The following is an 18,296-nucleotide window of genomic DNA, read 5'->3' on the forward strand; positions in this document are numbered from 1 at the left end:
AGAAGCACGCGGGAGATCGCCCACGAGCAGGCCGAGGCGGTCGGAAAGGCGGAGGCCGACATCCTGGGCGGCTGAGCCCTTTCATCGTCATGAGGCGCAGCCGCATCAGCGCGATCGCCGCGGTTGCGCTGCGGACAAACCCCTCCCGGGGACGCGAATCGCCAAGACACAGGCTCCGGGTGAAGCGAGGTCGGCTTTCTTCCTTGAAGCGGACGTCGTCATGGGCCATCGAGAGCCCGACATCGCCATAGGGTCCGGACTGGCCCGCAAAGCCCGCGCAGGCTATCGCCCCGAGGTTCGGCAGCCGGAGGGTCTGAAACCGCCCGGCCGGGCGGCCAGTCAGACAGGGCGTCTTCCAGCAGGATCGTGATTTGAAGCGCATTTCCACAAGCCGGCTACTGGCGATCGCCGCCTGTCTCGCGGTGCTCTCCTCCGGCACGCGCGCGGAGGAGGTCGCCAACAACGTCCTCTCCATCGGCATCAGCGGGGCTCATGGCGGTGCCATCGACTCGCTGCGGGTCCTGGGCGTCGAGACCGTCAACACGGCCGATCTCGGGCGTCACATCCAAGCCGTGCACTTCTTCCCCTTTGCCGATCTGCCCGCCGGGACGCCGAGCTGCAACGGCCCCAAGCCGCCCTGGGCCGCCCCGCAGGATGCCGGCGACCAATGCGGCGGCACGTCCCAGGTTTACGCCCTCGGGAGCAGCGATCGGAAGCGGCTCAACGCCGGAATGCGCCCAAGGGAATGGGCGACGGGCGAGACCTTTCCGGGCCTGCGCCATGAGACGCATGTCACGCTCGGGCCGCTTGCCTATAGCGATGCGCTCGAAATCGCCGAGCTGAAGTACCAGATCTTCTGGGACGCAACCTTCGCCGGCCAGAAGCCCTTGCCGGTGAAACACGCGGTGGGCGCTGGCAATGGCGCGACGCCGGTCCCCTTCATCCCGGCAGCCTATTTCGACAGCAAGACGCTCACGCGGCTTTACGGCCTCTCGATCGATGGCGCGGACTGGCAGGAGGTGGCGCCAACCGTGAGCCGCGACGGCAATTACGCGCCATCCAACTACCGCTTTCGCGCGATGGCGTGGATGCGGCCCGACCTGTCCTGGGGTGTGGGCTTCTATAGCCGCCGAACGCTCGATCAGGGTTGCCACGGCGTGACGTTCCCGATGGCCCTGCCGATGCAGGCCGGACAATGCCCGAACTTCGCCACGCAAGCCTTCCCCAACCACGGCACCAACAACCTGTCGGTCGTCGATCAGACCAGCGGCACGCTGGCACCGGGACAAGGGATCGAGCTGATCTCACACCTCCTCGTCGGAAATCTCGGCACCATCCAGCAGAACGTCAATCGCGTCTTCACGTCCGGTCACTGAGCCTGGCCCCGGCATAACCGAGAACTTCGCGCCTCTCACCGCCGAAGCAGAAACCCTGCTTCGATCCGCATGGTTGGGATCGGGTGCGCGAACCGGCGGGACGACCTCGGCTTCTTACTTGAGGCCCAGGCCGGGGCGAACGCGCGGGCGCGGGCAGTCCGTGCAGAACCGCCGTTGCCGGTGGTCCGGCCCCTCGAGGCTCATCAGTGGGTTGTAGAAGGGGTCGCCATCCGCGAGAATTTTCGCCCAACGCTCGAAAAAGCGCCGCGTATCCTCCGGATGCGAGACACCATCCGCCGCGCGTCGCGTTGCCGATTCATGGTGGGAGAGCGCTGAGGACGCGTCATTGAGGATTTTCAGCCCGGCTTCGCCGATGCGCAGGCACAGATCCGTGTCGTTGAAACCAACCTCGAACGTTTCGTCGAAGCCCCCGACCTGCCGGAACACGTCGGACCGCATCATCATGAAGGCTGCGGTCACCGCCGAGTACTCGCGCGTGCAGACCAGCATGCCGAGGGGGCCGGCATTGCGGGTGGTGCGGCCGTGGCGGAACGATGCGAATTTATGCGCGTGCTCGGCAGGCCCATTCAGGCCGACGATCACCCCGGAATGCTGCACGGATCCATTGGCATAGAGCAGCGTCGCGCCGACCGCACCGACATCCGGTCGAGCAGCCAGCCCCCGCATGCGCTCAAGCCAGCCTGGCTCGATCGCCTCGATGTCATTGTTGGAAAACAGGACAAAGGGCGGCAGGGAACCGCGCTCTCTTTCGTAGGCCTCGACAGCGCGATTGTTCAGCGCCGCAAAGTTGAATGGGCCAACGTGCCGGTAAACCTGGAACCGATCCCGATTCGCGGCGAGATACGCGACCGTTTCCGGATCGTCGGATTCGTGATCCACCACCAGGATGTCGACCTCGCCCGGTTTCGTCGTCGCCAGGAGGGAGTCGACGCATCGCCTGAGGAGATCAACGCGATTCCGCGTCGGGATCACGATGAGGGTCCGCCCACCGGAATCCGGGAAGCGCGCTTCGAAATAGTTGAAAAGTGCAGTCGGAACCGAGGTCGCCCGGGGGCTGACGCGCGCGAGGTGACGGTTCAGGGCCGACGTCGTGGCAGCCACCACCTCGTCGCGCATCGTGTGACCCGCGCTCGCCCCATGGGTCCGCCACCGGTACAGGATCGCCGGCACATGCGCGACCGAAGTGGCGCGCTCGATCACCCGCAGGACGAAATCGACGTCGCCGGAAATTTTCATGCGTTCGTCCCAGCCGCCAATCGCCTTGGCCAAGGCGGCAGAGACGCCGATGAAATGTACGAAGTAGGGATGGTTGATGTAGTAATCCCAGCTAAAAGCCGGCCGCATTTGTGGGGTAACGAGCGTGTTGATGCACTCGCTTGTAAGAATTTCGTCGGAATAAATCAGCTCTGCGCCCGTGTCAGCCGCTTTCAGTACGCGGAACACCGCGTCCGGCTCAAGATAATCGTCGTGATCCAGGAACGCGATATGGGTGCCGCTCGACGCGAAGATGCCGATATTCGTCGATTTGGCGATCCCGAGATTCGTCTCATTTCTTATGACGCGAATCTTGTCATGATCCCGCGCGAAGTCCTCGAGCACTCGACGTGTCTCAGGGTTGGAGGAATGATCGTCGACACAGATCAACTCCCAATCCGGACACCACTGCTCCACCACGCTGGAGAGGCATTCGCGCAGCCAATCCGGGCGGGTGTTATAGACCGGCACGACGATCGACAGCGTCCGCTCGCCGACGCTTCTGGACAGGCGCTGCGACAGACGTTGGCGAAACCGCCCTTTCACGCGCTCCTTTCTGCCAAGCCATCGCCGTAGGTCTTGAGATTGCTCAGCAACCTTCGGTGAACCGCCCAGTTCATGCTTCGTTTTGGCCAGGCGCGCCGTTACCTGAACCGCACCGGCCGTGACATCGAGGGGAAGCTCCACGATGAACCCGGCGAGTCCGTTGCCGTATCCAGCGGCCGCGACATCCGGACGGAAGGAGTTGGCTGGTGATGTGTGAATGACCCGCTCATCCACCAGGAACTCCACGAAGGCCGGGCGCTGCGGTGCCTTCGGGTTCCAGACCCAGCCGACCGCAACGTTGCCATAGAGGCCTTCCAGATGCCCGACATTGGGTTTGCGCCTGCGGAGGATGCGCCTGGGCCACGACGTGGAACCTGGCTTTGACATGGCTTTCAGGACGCCAACGAGACGGGCAGCCCACGCACGGCGCCGCTCTCCGGCCGACGTCAAAGCCTCGCGTGTCATGGACAAGCTTTCACTTCCAATCTCCTTCCGGCGCAGTTTCGGAGGAGAAAGCCTCTTTGACGATCCTGCCGAGGAATCGCAGCGCCCGCCCTCGCCTTCCGCCTCGGCTGTAGCGTCGGGGCGGGTGCAGAGACGCCCTCGCGCGGCTCAGAAATGGCGGTGAGGCGGGAGGGATGCAACCGGGATCGACGTGGCACGGGAACAACGCTGACAGCGCGTTCTGCCTGGGCGGACGGGATCAGGGAGGGCAATTCGGCTGCAGCACGTCTGATTCGATTGCGGGCACGATCCGGGAGGAAGGGCCCGAAATCGGCTCTCCCTGTCAACGGGGGCGAGTCTGTCGGTGCCCTGCCGCGATGGTGTTTCGCCCAAGCCCTCAGCGCACCATGGACGGGCGCGCGAGGGCTACCGCCCGGATGCGGCTCGGATCGGGGTGGTGGGGCCGGTGGCAGTGCGGGACGGGACGATGGCCTTCAACGCGGCTCGCTCGCCTCGGCTGATCGACCCCAAGGCCCACGAGGGCGGGTCGCGGCAAGCCCCAGATGGCCGCAGAGCCGTCGCTGCGCAGCGATCAGGCGATGTCCCAGGTCTTGGCAACTGAGCTGCGGACGGCATCGGACATCGCGATGTCGAACAGCAGCATGTCCTCCACCGCCTTGATGCTGCGCAGCCGCTTGGCCAAATCCTGCGCCTCCTGAGAGATGGGTTCCGGTTTGGGGATCGGCGCGTCGAGGCCGAGGCGGTCGAGCACGCTCGTCACGAAGGCCTCGAAGTAGTCGCGATGTCCGACGATGCCCACGCGGGCCAGGATCTCGATCGCCACGATGGAGTTTCCCGGATGCACCCGGTCATCCGGCAGTTTCGTGCCGAATTGGCGTGTCAGAGGATTGTAAAGCAGACGATATGCGGGCTCCGGCAGCATCCGGAACAGACGCTTCAGACTCTTGAGGTCGGCGAAGTCGTGCTCGGCCGCGAAGATCGCAGCGTCCGCCAGTGGCCCGAGGCGCCAGGACAGGTTCGGATCTGCCGCGTCCGCCGCACGTGCTCTCAACCAGATCAAGCGAGTCGCCATCTCGACATGCGGATCATGAATGAGCGCGGTCGTCAGCGATTCCTCGGTCTGGAAATAATGCTCGTAGCGTGGCACGATGAGGGCGCCGGACAAGAAGCAGGAAACCAGACTTGAATTGCTGAAAATGCTTTGGAGCATCTGCTCGTTGAGCTTTCCGACTCCAAAGTAACTTTGCTGAAAATGACGGAATAACAAGGACTGAAGTGCGTTTTCCGGGTTAATGCTCGTATTTATTAATAGAAATCTTCTATTCAGCAATGCCTGCTGGGGAACGCGTCGATAAATTAGAACGTTCGTGTCCAGGTCGTAAATTTCCAGCTGTGTGACGTTTGCTAGATCTGGAACTTCGTTCTCAGAAATCTCGAAGCGGCACTGACCGGTCGCGTGCCATCCCAGCGCCGCGATGTTGGTGTCGAACTCAAGCGTACTGATCTCAGCGACACGGCGACCATCAACCACCACCACGACGCGACCGATGGAGGTTGGATTATCCGGAACGACCCATCCTCGAATGAAGTCACCGGTATCGCCATCAATATTAAATCGCATTGGTGGTCATTTTCTTGAGAATTTTAACAGCCGGCGTCATTTTGGTCCCTATAATCCGGGCGGCGTTCCTTTTCACTGGCCTGCCTGGCGCGATGAGGTTAGGCCGTCAGGCAAGATGTCTGTACGTCTGTTATTGACGCTGAGGTGAGGTCCGACCGTCATCACGTCCAAAGGCACATCCGCTTTTAAATCCGGCCCTCGCGATCGGCGCCGAGGAAAGCCGCAGGAAGCAAGACCTGAGGTCTGCCCCACCCATTGGCGAGCGCCATCAGATTCGCCTATTGGATCACATCATCCCGTAGACCGTTTGCGGAGGGACGCCTGAGGTGCCGTGACAGGAACAATTAGGATCATATTCCATCCCTGCTCTTCGCGTTCACCGGTGCTGCGCAGGAACGCCAAAAATCCTTTGGCGCGCTTCGTTGAAGCGGACGCGATCCAACGCGTTATACCAACCGCGCACCAGGGCGCCAGGGTCGCTCGGTGCTGATCGAAATGATGCTGAGGACCGGCGGGCGACTTGCGGCGCGTTCGCCGAGGCGTTTGCGCATCCGCGTCGCGGGCGGGGGTGACCCGGTCGCGTTCCCCTCAACTTGGCTCCGCCTCCTCGGACAAACTGCGCCCGCGCGTCAGCCAGCTTCACCGCCACCATGCGCCATCCAGAATTGCCATTCGGTCCGCAACCGCGCGGCAGGGAAGACTTCCGGGTTGCACGCCCGTCCGCTGCGTGGAAATTGTGAGCGGGATTGTGAGAGAGCCCCCGACACCCGTGATCGAATCCACCGGATGGTACCAGACAAGCTGTTCTGCGTTCCGCATGGTCGAATTGCCAAAAATTCAAATACAACCATGAGTTTAAGTGACTTATGACTGAGCCCGTTGGTTCTGTTGATGCTGCCATCGATGAGATGCTCATCGTCATCCCGTCCGTCAATGGCGGCAACCTGCTTCGTCGCATGTTCCCTTCGATGCGGGACGTTTTGCATCGGGTCGTGGTCCTTGATCAGGGCAGCACGGATGACACCCTCGCGGTCTGCGTCGCGTTCGGGGCCGAAATCGTCCAGCTCGGAGCACCGCGGACCTATACCCAGGCCTGCAATGCCGGGATGAGCCTCGCGAAGGCGCGGGGCTGCCGTTACCTCCTCGTCGCGAACAACGATGTCCGGCTCGTCACCGATGTCTGCCGCCAGCTTCTTCGGGAGATGCTGCGCGACGATAATCTGGCCATCGTTGCGCCGGCCCAGGTGGTCGTGGATGAGGTCGCGCGCACGCGCACGATGACCTATCGCGTCGAATGGAACCTCACAAATGTGAGCTTCCTGCATGATCGCGAGGCGCCGGATCGGCGCACCGAGCGCCTTGAGGCGGATTTCTGCGAGCTCACCTTCGCCCTCGTGCGCATCGCAGCCGCCGACGAGGTCGGGTTCCTCGACGATGCCTACGGTTTCTACCACGAGGACGCGGATTTCTGTTTCCGTCTCCGCGAGGCCGGTTACGCGAGCGCATACGTACCGGGAGCGCAGATCGAGCACTTCACGAGTTCGACCTTCTCCGGCGACCTCGCTCCACGCAGGCGGGAATACCTACGCAAGAATCGGCTTCTCTTCGCGGAAAAGCACCTCGGCTACGGCGTCACGCATCGCGACCATGGTTCGAAGGGTTCGACCTCATGGGAGATCATCAACCGCCATCTGCACCGCGCGCTGCGGCTGAACGGCCTCCTGGACCCGACGAAGCCGGAACTCATCTTCGCGCATCCGGGCACGGAGCCTTTCGATTATCTCTACACCGCCTGGGAGACGACCCGGCTACCGCAGGGCTGGGCCGAGCAGGCGCGCCGCTACAAGCACGTCATGACGGCGTCTCGCTGGGTCAAGGCGATCTTCGAGGCCGAGGGCGTGCTGGACGTGACCTGGGTGCCGCACGGAGTCGAGACTGACGTCTTCACGCCCTGGGGCCTGCGCGACCGACCCTTCGAGGGCACGACCTTCCTGTGGTTCGCCCGCAACCAGCACCGTAAGGGGCTCGATGTCCTCCGCACGGCCTGGAACGAGCTGCGCAGGCGGCGTCCCGAGGCGCAGCTCATCGTGCTGGGTCACGACGTGCTCGACGCCTTCGGGCTTCGCGCCGAGGCCGTGCAGGCCGGACATCTCCTCATGGCACGGGTCCCCGACGCGAACGTGAGCGTCTGGGAAACCGTAGCGCCGCTCTCGGATGCAGAGCTGGCGCTGATCTATCGCAGCGTCGACTTCTACGTCTCGACCGCCCGGGCCGAGGGCTTCGGCTTCTCGACCGCGGAGGCAATGGCCTGCGGCACGGTGCCGATCTTCGGCGCCTATAGCGGCAGCACGGACTTGGCGTGCGAGGGCGCGCTCCTGTTCTCGGGACAAGCTGTCCCGGCGGATTACCGCGACAAGGGCTTCGGGGATGTCGGTTCCTGGTGGGAGCCGGACGCGGCCGAGGTGGTGGCGCGGCTCGACGAGGCCTGTGCTCTCGATGCGGCGGACTATGCCGTGCGTGCGCATGCCTGCCGGAACCACATCACGGCGGGTTTCACGTGGCGCCACACCGCCTTCGCCTTGCGCGCATCACTCAAGCGTTTTCAACACCCGCGCGAAGTGGTTCCGGCAGGCATCGCTGCGAGGCAGGCCGATGCGGATAACGCCGTCGTCGCTTTCGCGTCGAATCTCGAGGTGCCGGACCGGCAGGGACGACCGAGTGGTTTCGCTGAGCGCATCGCCATCGGGCGTAAGCGGGCACGCCTGCGTCTCTTGAAAGACTTCGCCGAGTTCGATGAGACCTATTACAACAAACACAATCCGGACGTTGCCCTCGATGGGCAGGACGCGCTGGAACATTATGTTCGGTCCGGCTGGAAGGAAAGCTTTCGCCGGCCCTCCGAGCATTTCGACACGCGCCAGTATCTCGCCGCGAACGCGCGTGTGCGGCAGGTCCTTCTGCGCGGTGAGCGCATGCTGGGAGGCGCAACGAAGCCCGCACGCCCTGATCGCACGCCGATGAAAGACGGTGTCCTGTTCATCGGCTATGTCGAGGCGAGCCTCGGGCTCGGCGAGTCGCTGCGCAACTTGATCTCGGCCGTTGCGCGCGAGCCCTTCCCGTTCGCGATCTACCCCTACAACGTGCTGGTGGAAGACCGCTTTTCCGGCCAGTTCATGCCGGAGCACTACGACCTTGAACGCCGCTACCGCGTCAATGTGTTCGAGGCTGCCGCCGACCAGCTGCCGGCCTTCTACGAGCATTTCGGGCCGCGGCTGGAGGGCAGCTACAACATCCTCCGCACCTATTGGGAGCTTGCGGGCACGCCGAAGCATTGGGGTCGCCTGCTCCAGCGGATGCATGAGATCTGGGCGCCGACCACCTTCGTGGCGGAGGCTTTCCGCAAGATCTATGACGGCCCCATCACCATCGTGCCGCCGTGCGTCAGCGTCGAGGCCACCGAGCATCACAACCGCAACTACTTCGGAATGGACAGATCCCGGTTCTACTTCCTCTTCACCTTCGACTATAATTCCTGGTCAACGCGCAAGAACCCGGCCGCGGTCCTGAACGCCTTCGCGGACGCATTTCCCGGCAGCGAGAATGTCGGCCTCGTCATCAAGTCCACCGGCGCGCCGGAGCACAGCCCGCGGACGCGGGCCCTCGTCGCGGAAGCCGCCGCGCGCGATCCCCGGATCCGTGTGATCGACGAGACGCTGGCGCGGGCCGAATTGATCTCGCTGATCCGACAATCGGATTGCTACGTCTCGCTCCACCGCGCGGAAGGCTTCGGGCTCGGCATGGCGGAGGCGCTGGCGCTCGGCAAAGCCGTGGTCGCGACCGACTACTCGGGCAACACCGACTTCCTCACCGAGGAAACCGGCTTTCCCGTCCCGCATACCCTACGGCCTTTGCTCGACGGGGAATACGCCTTCACCGACCATCAGGTTTGGGCCGAGCCTGACGTGACGGCTGCGGCGGAGATCCTGCGGCAGGTCTACCACGAGCCCCGGTTGCGGCAGACGCGCGCCGCTGCCGGCCGCACGCTCATCGCGACCCGCTTCGGGCCGGAGAATGTGGGCCGCCTCGCCACGAGCCGCCTCCGACAGGTGCTCGCGATGCTCAAGACCGCATCAGGATCAAATCGGTAACGGCGCGCGGCCCGAACGCCGTCCCCCGAGGGGCGGGAGCCGGAATGGAAACGCGCGTCAACGTCCTCACCGACGCCCGTGATGCCGGGTCCGGCGGCGTGACGCTGGGGACCGAGCCCCTTCTGACCGAGGATGAGGAGACCGCGCTCCCCATGTCTGTCAGCCCAGGCGCCGACATGGCCGCCTGGCAATCCCGCACACGGAGGCTTCCTAGCGGCGGGCCGACTGCGCCTGAAGCTCCCTGTAGCGCGCGATGGCCGCTCGCGCGTTGAACAGCATCCGGTCCGGACCAAGCTCCTGATCCAGGCCTGCTCGCCGCACCATGTCGAGCACGCCCGGGTTGAGGCCCACGAGCCAGACGGTCACGCTGGTGCGTCGCGTGCCGTCCCGCAGCATCTGCAGCGCCGAATACTCGATGTCGGGCACGCGGCTGAGGTCGAGGGCGACGACGCGCGGCCCGCGCTCGGCAATCAGCGCCCGGATCCGGTCGGCCACGTTCTGCGCGTTGGCAAAGTACAGGCGCCCCTCCGGCCGCAGGATCAGGAGGCCCTCGAACGTCTCGTCGTCGGGGTGCTCCGGCGACAGGGGGCGCAGAACGTCGGCCCCGTGCTTGCGCGCGACGATCGAGACGCGGGGATGGGCGGTCTGGAGAGCGAGGCCGAGGAGCGAGAGGACGATGGCGACGACAATGCCCTGGAGGGTCCCGAAGACCAGCACTCCGAGGGAAGCGACGATTGACCAGCGGAATTCCATCCGCCGCACCTTGAAGATGGCCCGGAACTCCGCCGGCTGGATGAGGCTGGCCGAGTAGACGATCACGACCGCCGCGAGGGTCGCCTGCGGCAGGAGGCCGAGGATCGGCGCCAGGAGCAGCATCGTGGCGAGGGCAGCCGCGGCCGACACGAGCGAGGCCGCCTGCGTCCGGCCTCCGGCGGCCCGCACGACCCCGGTCTGCGAGGTCCCGCCACCGGCCGGCATGGCCCCGAACAAGGCACCTCCCAGGTTTGCCGCCCCGGTGGCGACCAGCTCACGATTGGCGTTGAGCGGCGGGTCGCCCGGAGCCGCGAAGGCCCGCCCCGCGGCGATGCTCTCCGTGAAGCTCATCAGGGCGATGCCCAGGGCCCCCGGCAGGAGAGCCTGGACCAAAGTCAGGTCGGGCATGGTCAGGGAGGGGAGGCCCGGCGGGATCGTCCCGACGGTCGAGACGCCCCATGCGTCGAGGCCGAGCAGCCAGGTGGCCGCGATGGCGGCCGCGACCGTGACGAGCGGGGCCGGCGAATGCGGCCTGAGGCGCTCGGCGCCGACGAGCACGGCGAGCGTCACCCCCGCGACAGCCAGAGTCGGCAGGGACGTCTCGGGGAGATGGCGGACGAGGCTGGCGAGGTCGACGAAGAACGATTGCTTGGCGGGGTGGAGCCCGAGGAGCTTGGGGGCTTGGTCCAGCAGGATCACGAGGCCGATTCCGGCCTTGAACCCCGTCAGGACCGGCACGGAGATGAAGCTGGCGACGAAGCCGAGCTTCAGCAATCTGGCCGCGAGCAGCAGCGCGCCGACGAGCGCCGTCAGCGTTGCCGTGGCGGCTACGAGCCTCGCCGGATCGCCACCCGGCACCACGCCGGCGATTTCGGCGCCTGTCAGGATGGCCAGCGTCGTGGTCGAACTCACGCTGAGGACGCGCGACGAGCCCAGCAGGCCATAGATGAGCGCGGGAACGAAGGCGGTGTAGAGGCCGACCGCCACCGGCAGCCCGGCCACGGTGGCGAAGGCCATCGCCTTCGGAAGGACGACGGCCGCGGCGGTGAGCCCGGCCACGACGTCGAAGCGGAGTTCTGTCGGCGTGCCTGTCCCGAAGGCCGGCGTCGTCGATCCGAGGCCCCTCATCTGCGCTCCTCCGCGTCCGGCGCGGGCACGTGAGCCGATCCGACCGGTGCGCCGTCGTTTCAGGCAGGAGGCGCCGAGCGGCGTCGCCATGGCCCGCCCTCCGCGGCCGAGGCCGGCACTCGGATGCGGAGGGCCGGGCGGGTCGGTTCGCCCCCGACGATGATCTCAATGCACGCCGTCGTCCATGCGGATGAGGGTTCGCCGGAGGATCTCGAAGATGACGGCGGTCGACCAGCCGAACAGCAGGATGCCGTTCATGGCGGCGACCGGGCCGAGGAGACGCCAGCGCGCAGCCGGGACGATGTCGCCGTAGCCCAGCGTCGTATAGTTCACGAAGGCGAAATACAGGTGATCGGCGCCGGCCGGGGCGACGCCCACGGCCCGATACACGACCGCCCAGATCATGACCTCCAGGGTGTGGGCCGCCATGAGGACGCACACGGCGGAGGACATGACCCGCGCCAGCGACAGGCTGCTATATCCGCGGATCCCGGCCTGCGCGCGGGCCACCTTGAGGATGACGGCCATCATGAACGAATGGATCGTGATGCTGCAGATGCTCGCACCCGCACCGATCGCCAGTTGAGCCAGCATCGCCAACCTCCACCGCGCTCCGCCCGAGCATCGGCACAGGATTGGGCGACTGGTCCGAGCTCGCTGCGCTCTCGCGGGCATCCTGATCCCCGAGGGAGCCAGGATGCGAGCGTCGACGCGCGGTTGCCATGTCCCGGGAGGGGCGCTGCCGGATTCGTGCGGTCGCGGACGAATCCGCTGAAACTCGGCGGATCGGGAGCTTGGCCGTTCACCGAGGGGCCGGAACCTGCTCTGATGCGGTCTGGACAATGCGGGGCCGGACCATGGCGGATCTTCGAACCCTTCGCGCGCAGCTCGAATCCGAGGCCGGGCTGACGAAGCTCTACGCCTTCGTGTTCCTGGTCGTCGCGGCCGATTGCGCGGTGACCGCGTACGGCATCCTCTCCCAGTAGAGGGGACCATCCTGCGGATGACGGCGACCTGTCCCTGCGCTGGCAGGCTGCTCCGCTCGCCGATGGCCCTGAAAAGCCCCCGCAATCGCGACGCGGCGCCCGGAGGTCGCGCGGTGACACCTCTGTGCCCCGCAAAGAATGCTCGGCCATGGCGCTGTCCCGGCTGTGCCTCATCTGATCCCCGATGCGCCAGCCCTGCCGTCACGGCGAGCCCTGGCCGTTGACGGCGGTAAGGGTTCCGGCCGGCGCGCACCGTCTCAGTACCGTTCGGGGACGAAGCGCCTGTCCCGGAGTGCGTCGTCGTAGGCATTCGCCTTGCCGCGCTTGGGCAGCGTCACCGCCTCGCGCTTCTGCTCCCTGTAGGGGATGAGGTGGAGGAGGTGAGCGATGCAGTTGAGGCGCGCCCGCCGCTTGTCGTCCGAGCGGATGACGTGCCAGGGCGCGTCGTCGGTGTCGGTGGCCGCCAGCATCGCGTCGCGTGCTTTCGAGAATTCATACCAGCGCCCGTAGGATTCGAGATCCATCGGACTCAGCTTCCACTGTCGGAGCGGATCCTCGATCCGAGCCTGGAAGCGCCGCTTCTGCTCCTGCTTGCCCACTTCCAGCCAGAACTTGATGAGCTGGGTCCCGCCATCGACGATGAAGCGCTCGATGCGCGGACAGAGATCGAGGAAGCGGTGATACTCCGCCTCGCTGCAGAAGCCTAAGACGTGCTCGACGCCGGCGCGATTGTACCAGCTGCGGTCGAAGATCACGATCTCGCCCGCGGCCGGGAAATGCTCGACGTAGCGCTGGATGAAGATCTGGGTTTTCTGCCGGTCGGATGGGGCCGGCAGCGCGACGACGCGGAACACGCGCGGGCTGACCCGCTCGGTGATGGCCTTGATCGTGCCGCCCTTGCCGGCCGCGTCCCGTCCCTCGAAGACGACGATGATACGGGCACCCGTGCGCTTGACCCAGTCCTGCAGGTGGCAAAGCTGCACCTGCAGCTTGTGCAACTCCCGCTCATAGGTCTTGCGCTTGAGCTTGGCCGCATCGTCCCGTGCGGCCTCGTCGGGTCCATCGCGGTCCGGGTCCTGCGTAGGGATGTCGTGCATCATGGATCTTCCTCACGACGCGCCGTGAGCGTCTCACTGCGCTGGTTCGCCAGAGAACCGCTGCCCTGCCGGGCGCGCGGACGCATCGGCCCGCCGGTGACGATGGGCGATCGCGCAGCCGTGGCGTGCGGGGACGGCTGGATGGTCAAGCTGCACCCCCGCCGCGTCGGTCCGGGAGGTCCAGGGTGGTTCCGTCCCGGAACAGGAGGATGCGCAAACGCTCCCGCCCCAGGACGCGACCGAGTTCCCGGAACGCGAAATACGGGATCAGCGCCACCGCCATGATCAAGCCCGCCGTCGCGAGGCCGCTGACGCCGCCCCCGCCGATGGTTGGCACGCTGTCGGCCCAGGACTTTCCGCGCCAGAGCCCGAGCACCGTCTCCTCGAGCGCGTAAGCGCCGACGAGGAGCACCCCGAACACGCAGGACCGGGCCAGGATCGGATAGACCAGCGGTCGCCCGCGGAAATAGGGGAGCACATCCAGGCTCTCGGCCACGAGCATGACCTTCGCCAGGATCCAGGCATTGATGAAAGCCAGACCGTAGAATCCGTAGCTCATCCCATGGCGCGACAGGACGATGTGCTCGTGGAGGATGAAGAGCCCGAAGACGACCCAGAGATAGACGAAGATGCCGAGGATCCGCTTGGCCTCCTCAAGCATCCAGCGGGCGGTCCGCTGCATCCGGCCGCCGGCTTGGTCCGCCGCTGCCGGAGCGAGGGTCGGGACGGGGGAGGAAGGCAGCGGTTCGCGCATGGACACCACTCGCCACAGCCTGGAAGCCGGCAGCCCCAGCTTAGTCGTCTCTGCCTCTGCTGCTTGATCGAGCGGGACGCCGGGCCATCATCCCGACGCCCGCCACGGTCGATCCGGGCTCAACGGAGGGCTCGCGGGGTCACCGGTGAGAGCGCCTGACGGATCGGGGGAGACCGGGCGCGAAGCGTCAGTTCGATGAGATTGCGCGGGAGACACGAAATTTCACAAGACCGAACGAAAGGCGATGAGCCAGCGCAAATCGCTGGTTCGCGTCATCTTGAGTAATTTTGCTGAACAGCGTCAAATGGCGTGGCGCAACGTGAGTGTGACCCCAACTGCAATCGCAGCTTGGATCACGGCGCGCACGACCTTTGTCTGGCCCTGAGGGCTGGGTTCACCTGATCCACAACTTGGAAACATCCACTTCCAGGCAATCAAAGCCCCGAGAGCGCGTCATTGAAGCTGGACGGTCGCGGGATGGCTGCTTCGAAGGGTTCATGAAGCGAAGCGGACACTCCGGTCTCGACCCTGAGAAGCCATTCGATGCGTCTACAATGATGGACCGCTGATAGGGGCATAGCGGACCTCCAATGGAGCCTTTCGAGCGACGACAGATGGGCGTGACTGTTCCGAAGCGTTCCAGGGCTTGAAGGGACGAGGCGTTCCAGAATGTGATGCCATCCATTGGAAGAAGGCTGAGCGGCCGTTTCGATCGTTCCCCACGGGCAAGCCCCATCGGAACGCTGGCGCCCTGAGATCGCGCTCGCTGTGTCCGGTCCGCACCAAGGCGCAGCAGTTGACGTCCTGCAACCTACGGTCGAGTTTGACGAGACCGTTGCTGAAGCCGTCCCAACGCCTCACAGAAAAATTCTGACGCCGGCGCATTCAGATCCTGAGAGTCGCCACGATGCCGCTCATCGACCTTTTCGCCTGGATTGTCCTGCTGGTCGTGATCGCGACCCTCGTCGCCGCGCTCGTCGCGCTGGGAGTGATGCCGGGCCGGATTGCGCGTCGTCGCGGCCATCCCTGGGCCGAGGCGGTGGCCATCGGGAGCTGGGCCACCCTGGTCTTCGGGTTCGTGTTCTGGCCGCTGGTGCTGGTCTGGGCCTACGTCGATGTCCCGGCCAAGCGAGATACGGTCCGATGATCGTCGTCCTGCTGAACAGCTACATCGCGCTCTTGGTCCTGTTCGTCTGGCTTGGCTTCGTCCGCCTGAACTTGTTCTGGAAACTCTCGCCGGTCCTCGTGCTCCTCGCGCTGCTCCTCGGATTGTTCATCCCGATGGGCTGGGGAGCGCCATGGGGCGCGGCGGCGGTCATCCGCAACTCGGTCCAGATTATTCCGTCGGTTGCCGGCGAGGTGGTCGACGTGCCGGCCGTCGCCAACACGCCCGTTCAGGAAGGCGACGTCCTGTTCCGCATCGACCCAGTTCCCTACAAGTCACAGGCCGATGCCATCAATGCACAGCTCAAGCTTGCAGAGACCCGCCTCACCGAGATGTCGCAGCTGCAGAACCGAGGGACCGGCCGCGCCTTCGACGTCGAGCAGCGCCAAGCCGAGGTCGATCAGCTGAAGGCCCAGCTTGATGGGGCGACGTGGAACCTCGACAAGACCACGGTGCGCGCGCCCGCCGCCGGCTACGTGACCAACCTGGCGCTTCGGAAGGGCGCGCGTGTCACCGCCCAGTCGGCCGTGATGGCTTTCATCGACACCTCCGAGACGATCCTGGGCGCGGAGATCCCGCAGATCGACGCGCGCTACATCGAGCCCGGGCAGCCCGTCGAGGTCACGTTCAAAGCCTTCCCAGGCGAGGTCCATGCCGGCCGGGTCGAGGCGGTGCTGCAGGCCATCGCGACCGGCCAGACGCAGCCTGGCGGGCTCGCGGTCGCACCATCGGAGGTTCAGGCGGCACCCTTCGTGGTTCGGTTCAAGCTCGATGACCCGGCTGTGGGCCGCCGCCTTCCGGCGGGCAGCACCGGCACGGCCGCTGTCTACACCGAGCACGTTCAGGCTGCGCACGTGATCCGAAAGGTCGTGCTGCGGCAGACCGCGATCCTGAACTACGTCAACCCATTCTGAGCGCGTCAGCGCGTGACGGGGAGAGAGCCATGAAGGGGAACGTTCTCGCAGCGCTTGCCGCGGCTGGTCTCGCCTTCGCCGCCCACGCGCGGGACGCAACCTCGCCTGAGGAGACTCCACGTCAAGGCGCCACGCCGTCCGGTGCCGAAGGCAGCCCCATTCCCGTCACGCCCGACAATTTTCCCCGCGCCGAGAGCGACCTCTACTTCGGCAACATCGTCAAGGACGGCGGCCTCGGTCAGTTCGTCCACCGGCGCGAGCCAGCGGCGATCGACAACCAGACCGTCATCCGGCTCAACCGCGACACCCTCTATTCCGCAGCGGTCTTCGACCTCGATGCAGGGCCCGTGACGGTCACCCTGCCCGAGGCGGGCAAGCGCTTCATGTCGCTGCAGGTCATCGACGAGGATCAGTACACGCCTCAGGTTGCCTACGGCGCCGGCACCCACACCCTCACCAGAGAGAAGATCGGCACCCGCTACGTCATCACGGCGATCCGGACCCTCGTCGATCCCACCGATCCGAAGGACGTGGCGGCGGTCCACGCCCTGTAGGATGCAATCAAGGTGGATCAGCCCGGTGGTCCCGGAACATTCGCGGCGCCACGATGGGACCCAGCAAGTCAGAGAAAGGTCCGCGAGGCCCTGCTGGCCCTGGCCTCGACGCTTCCCGACACCAAGGGGATGTTCGGGCCCAAGGAGGCCGTTGACCCGGTCAGGCGGCTGATCGGCTCGGCCTCGGCCTGGGGCGGCAACCCGGAGAAGGACGCCCTCTACCTCAGCGTCACCCCGGCGAGGAACGACGGCAAGACCGTCTACAAGCTCGATGTCGCCAACGTGCCCGTCGATGGCTTCTGGTCGGTCAGCGTCTACGATGCGCAGGGGTACTACCAACCGAACGACCTGAACGCCTACACGCTCAACAACATCACGGCGAGGACGAGCGGAGACGGCTCCATCGCCGTCCAGTTCGGCGGCTGCGACGACAAAGTTGTCAACTGCCTTCCGACCATGCCAGGCTGGAACTACCTCGTGCGCCTGTACCGTCCGCGAGCCGAGATCCTCAGCGGCGCATGGACCTTCCCCGTGGCCCGGCCAGTAAACTGAAGTCGAGCCCTCCGCTCTCTCAAGGGCCCGGGCAGGCTGAGGCTCCATAGCGCCCGATGCGAGAACGCCCGCTATCGGAGGAGAAGCAGCCACTTGCGTAAGCTCGGCTAACTGCCCGCTTCCCACCCGTTCCAGTCGTAGGTTCCTGTTTCACCGAAAGCCCGAAAGACCCAGGGCCTGCTATGGGCCGATCGCTGTCGCCTACCTATGTCGGGGAACCGTCATTTTCTCGGCAAGGAGGTAGCGGACGGCTTCGAATTGTTCGGCTGAGGCAAGACCCATTGGAACGGAGCCTGGGCAAACTCGGATTACGCAGAGCAGCCGACTACTTATTGTTGCAATTATCATACACTGATCCCCAAGCGGCGATTGATGCGCGCCACCACCCAGACAGTTCCGATCGCCGCGCAAATGCCCCAGCCGACTTCGAACACGCGAGACGCGAGCATCCGCTGGGGTGTGCCCACGTGGGGAACCAGCAGGATGATCGTGGCCGTGATGGCGGACAGACGCGCCGCGCTCTCAACATTCACCAACCAGCACGCGAGGATCGAGAGCACCACGGCCGCCGCATAACTCGGCAGGTCCTGCCCGATCGCCAGGAAGACAAACAAGCCGATCACACCACCGATGGCTGCTCCCACAAACTGGTCTCGCGCGACCAAGCGCGCTGCTCCAAACTCTGTCTGCGCAACTGCAAGCGCGGTAATCGCACCCCAGAAGCCTTCCCTAAGACCGAGCGACTGTGTCGGCAGGTACGCAATGAGGGCAGCGATGGCGGACATGATGCCGTGCGCAGTCCCGCGAGTGAGGCGGCGTCCGAACGGCACTTGTTTCTGGAGGCGTGAGATCTGATCCGCCAGCCAGAGAATACGCGCTCCGTTGCGCTCGGCTGCACGCGTTTCCTGAGCAATCGAGCGCGTCGTGTCCTGATTGCGCGTTTCGACTGAGCCAACTGGCAT

Annotated in this window: 13 protein-coding genes and 1 pseudogene; 7 read left to right on the forward strand and 7 right to left on the reverse strand. The window is 65.2% G+C overall.

Features of this window, described 5'->3' with window-relative positions:
• Positions 1-371 precede the first annotated feature (371 nt).
• Positions 372-1,376: a hypothetical protein gene (locus tag F6X53_RS26670; protein ID WP_151004074.1), complete on the forward strand. Its 1,005-nt coding sequence runs from the start codon at positions 372-374 to the stop codon at positions 1,374-1,376.
• Positions 1,377-1,490: 114 nt separating this feature from the next.
• Here the strand turns inward: F6X53_RS26670 and F6X53_RS26675 are convergent, their stop codons facing one another.
• Both F6X53_RS26675 and F6X53_RS26680 read right to left on the reverse strand, forming a co-directional pair.
• Entirely contained in the window at positions 1,491-3,662 is a 2,172-nt protein-coding gene (locus F6X53_RS26675; RefSeq protein WP_238296502.1) for a glycosyltransferase family 2 protein, read from the reverse strand.
• A 571-nt stretch (positions 3,663-4,233) separates the two neighbouring features.
• Positions 4,234-5,283, reverse strand: a complete 1,050-nt coding sequence (locus tag F6X53_RS26680) for a hypothetical protein (protein ID WP_151004079.1) — start codon at positions 5,281-5,283, stop codon at positions 4,234-4,236.
• A gap of 908 nt (positions 5,284-6,191) precedes the next feature.
• On the opposite strand from F6X53_RS26680, the gene F6X53_RS26685 reads away from it, so the two are divergent.
• On the forward strand, positions 6,192-9,431 hold the full coding sequence (locus tag F6X53_RS26685) for a glycosyltransferase (protein WP_191971019.1): 3,240 nt from the start codon (positions 6,192-6,194) through the stop codon (positions 9,429-9,431).
• A 210-nt stretch (positions 9,432-9,641) separates the two neighbouring features.
• On the opposite strand, the gene F6X53_RS26690 is transcribed toward F6X53_RS26685, so the two are convergent.
• Both F6X53_RS26690 and F6X53_RS26695 read right to left on the reverse strand, forming a co-directional pair.
• Positions 9,642-11,312 carry a SulP family inorganic anion transporter gene (locus F6X53_RS26690; RefSeq protein WP_151004083.1) on the reverse strand — a complete coding sequence of 557 codons (1,671 nt, stop codon included), beginning with the start codon at positions 11,310-11,312 and terminating at the stop codon, positions 9,642-9,644.
• 165 nt (positions 11,313-11,477) lie between these two features.
• Positions 11,478-11,906, reverse strand: coding sequence for a potassium channel family protein (locus F6X53_RS26695; protein WP_151004085.1), 429 nt, complete (start codon positions 11,904-11,906; stop codon positions 11,478-11,480).
• Positions 11,907-12,169: 263 nt separating this feature from the next.
• Between F6X53_RS26695 and F6X53_RS33765 the strand changes: the two genes are divergently transcribed.
• Positions 12,170-12,298: a hypothetical protein gene (locus tag F6X53_RS33765; protein WP_280526073.1), complete on the forward strand. Its 129-nt coding sequence runs from the start codon at positions 12,170-12,172 to the stop codon at positions 12,296-12,298.
• A 257-nt stretch (positions 12,299-12,555) separates the two neighbouring features.
• Here the strand turns inward: F6X53_RS33765 and ppk2 are convergent, their stop codons facing one another.
• Positions 12,556-13,395 carry a polyphosphate kinase 2 gene (gene ppk2, locus F6X53_RS26700; protein ID WP_151004129.1) on the reverse strand — a complete coding sequence of 280 codons (840 nt, stop codon included), beginning with the start codon at positions 13,393-13,395 and terminating at the stop codon, positions 12,556-12,558.
• A 145-nt stretch (positions 13,396-13,540) separates the two neighbouring features.
• Complete coding sequence (locus F6X53_RS26705; protein ID WP_373875972.1) at positions 13,541-14,149, reverse strand: hypothetical protein; 609 nt, start codon at positions 14,147-14,149, stop codon at positions 13,541-13,543.
• Between the two features lie 244 nt (positions 14,150-14,393).
• On the opposite strand from F6X53_RS26705, the gene F6X53_RS32710 reads away from it, so the two are divergent.
• The 4 genes and pseudogenes from F6X53_RS32710 to F6X53_RS26720 all read left to right on the forward strand — a co-directional run bounded on the left by F6X53_RS32710 (position 14,394) and on the right by F6X53_RS26720 (position 17,334).
• Positions 14,394-14,534: a hypothetical protein gene (locus F6X53_RS32710; protein ID WP_191971020.1), complete on the forward strand. Its 141-nt coding sequence runs from the start codon at positions 14,394-14,396 to the stop codon at positions 14,532-14,534.
• Positions 14,535-15,056: 522 nt separating this feature from the next.
• A complete protein-coding gene (locus F6X53_RS26710) occupies positions 15,057-15,296 on the forward strand; it encodes a DUF3302 domain-containing protein (RefSeq protein ID WP_151004087.1) in 240 nt (79 codons plus the stop codon).
• Positions 15,293-16,228, forward strand: coding sequence for an efflux RND transporter periplasmic adaptor subunit (locus F6X53_RS26715; RefSeq protein ID WP_151004089.1), 936 nt, complete (start codon positions 15,293-15,295; stop codon positions 16,226-16,228). The genes F6X53_RS26710 and F6X53_RS26715 overlap by 4 nt, the downstream gene beginning before the upstream one ends.
• A 29-nt stretch (positions 16,229-16,257) precedes the next feature.
• Positions 16,258-17,334, forward strand: a pseudogene (locus tag F6X53_RS26720) (DUF1254 domain-containing protein).
• A gap of 344 nt (positions 17,335-17,678) precedes the next feature.
• On the opposite strand, the gene F6X53_RS26725 reads toward F6X53_RS26720, so the two are convergent.
• Entirely contained in the window at positions 17,679-18,296 is a 618-nt protein-coding gene (locus tag F6X53_RS26725) for an FUSC family protein (protein WP_151004091.1), read from the reverse strand.

Source organism: Methylobacterium soli (assembly GCF_008806385.1).
In the GTDB taxonomy this organism is placed as follows: Bacteria; Pseudomonadota; Alphaproteobacteria; order Rhizobiales; family Beijerinckiaceae; genus Methylobacterium; species Methylobacterium soli.

Bases quoted from the DNA above. Each gene is read 5' to 3' on its own strand.
- F6X53_RS26705 (WP_373875972.1), bottom strand. From the start codon at position 14,149: ATGCGCGAACCGCTGCCTTCCTCCCCCGTCCCGACCCTCGCTCCGGCA.
- F6X53_RS32710 (WP_191971020.1), top strand. From the start codon at position 14,394: ATGAGCCAGCGCAAATCGCTGGTTCGCGTCATCTTGAGTAATTTTGCT.
- F6X53_RS26695 (WP_151004085.1), bottom strand. From the start codon at position 11,906: ATGCTGGCTCAACTGGCGATCGGTGCGGGTGCGAGCATCTGCAGCATC.
- F6X53_RS26725 (WP_151004091.1), bottom strand. From the start codon at position 18,296: ATGCCAGTTGGCTCAGTCGAAACGCGCAATCAGGACACGACGCGCTCG.
- ppk2 (WP_151004129.1), bottom strand. From the start codon at position 13,395: ATGCACGACATCCCTACGCAGGACCCGGACCGCGATGGACCCGACGAG.
- F6X53_RS26680 (WP_151004079.1), bottom strand. From the start codon at position 5,283: ATGCGATTTAATATTGATGGCGATACCGGTGACTTCATTCGAGGATGG.
- F6X53_RS33765 (WP_280526073.1), top strand. From the start codon at position 12,170: ATGGCGGATCTTCGAACCCTTCGCGCGCAGCTCGAATCCGAGGCCGGG.
- F6X53_RS26675 (WP_238296502.1), bottom strand. From the start codon at position 3,662: ATGACACGCGAGGCTTTGACGTCGGCCGGAGAGCGGCGCCGTGCGTGG.
- F6X53_RS26715 (WP_151004089.1), top strand. From the start codon at position 15,293: ATGATCGTCGTCCTGCTGAACAGCTACATCGCGCTCTTGGTCCTGTTC.
- F6X53_RS26685 (WP_191971019.1), top strand. From the start codon at position 6,192: ATGCTCATCGTCATCCCGTCCGTCAATGGCGGCAACCTGCTTCGTCGC.
- F6X53_RS26710 (WP_151004087.1), top strand. From the start codon at position 15,057: ATGCCGCTCATCGACCTTTTCGCCTGGATTGTCCTGCTGGTCGTGATC.
- F6X53_RS26690 (WP_151004083.1), bottom strand. From the start codon at position 11,312: ATGAGGGGCCTCGGATCGACGACGCCGGCCTTCGGGACAGGCACGCCG.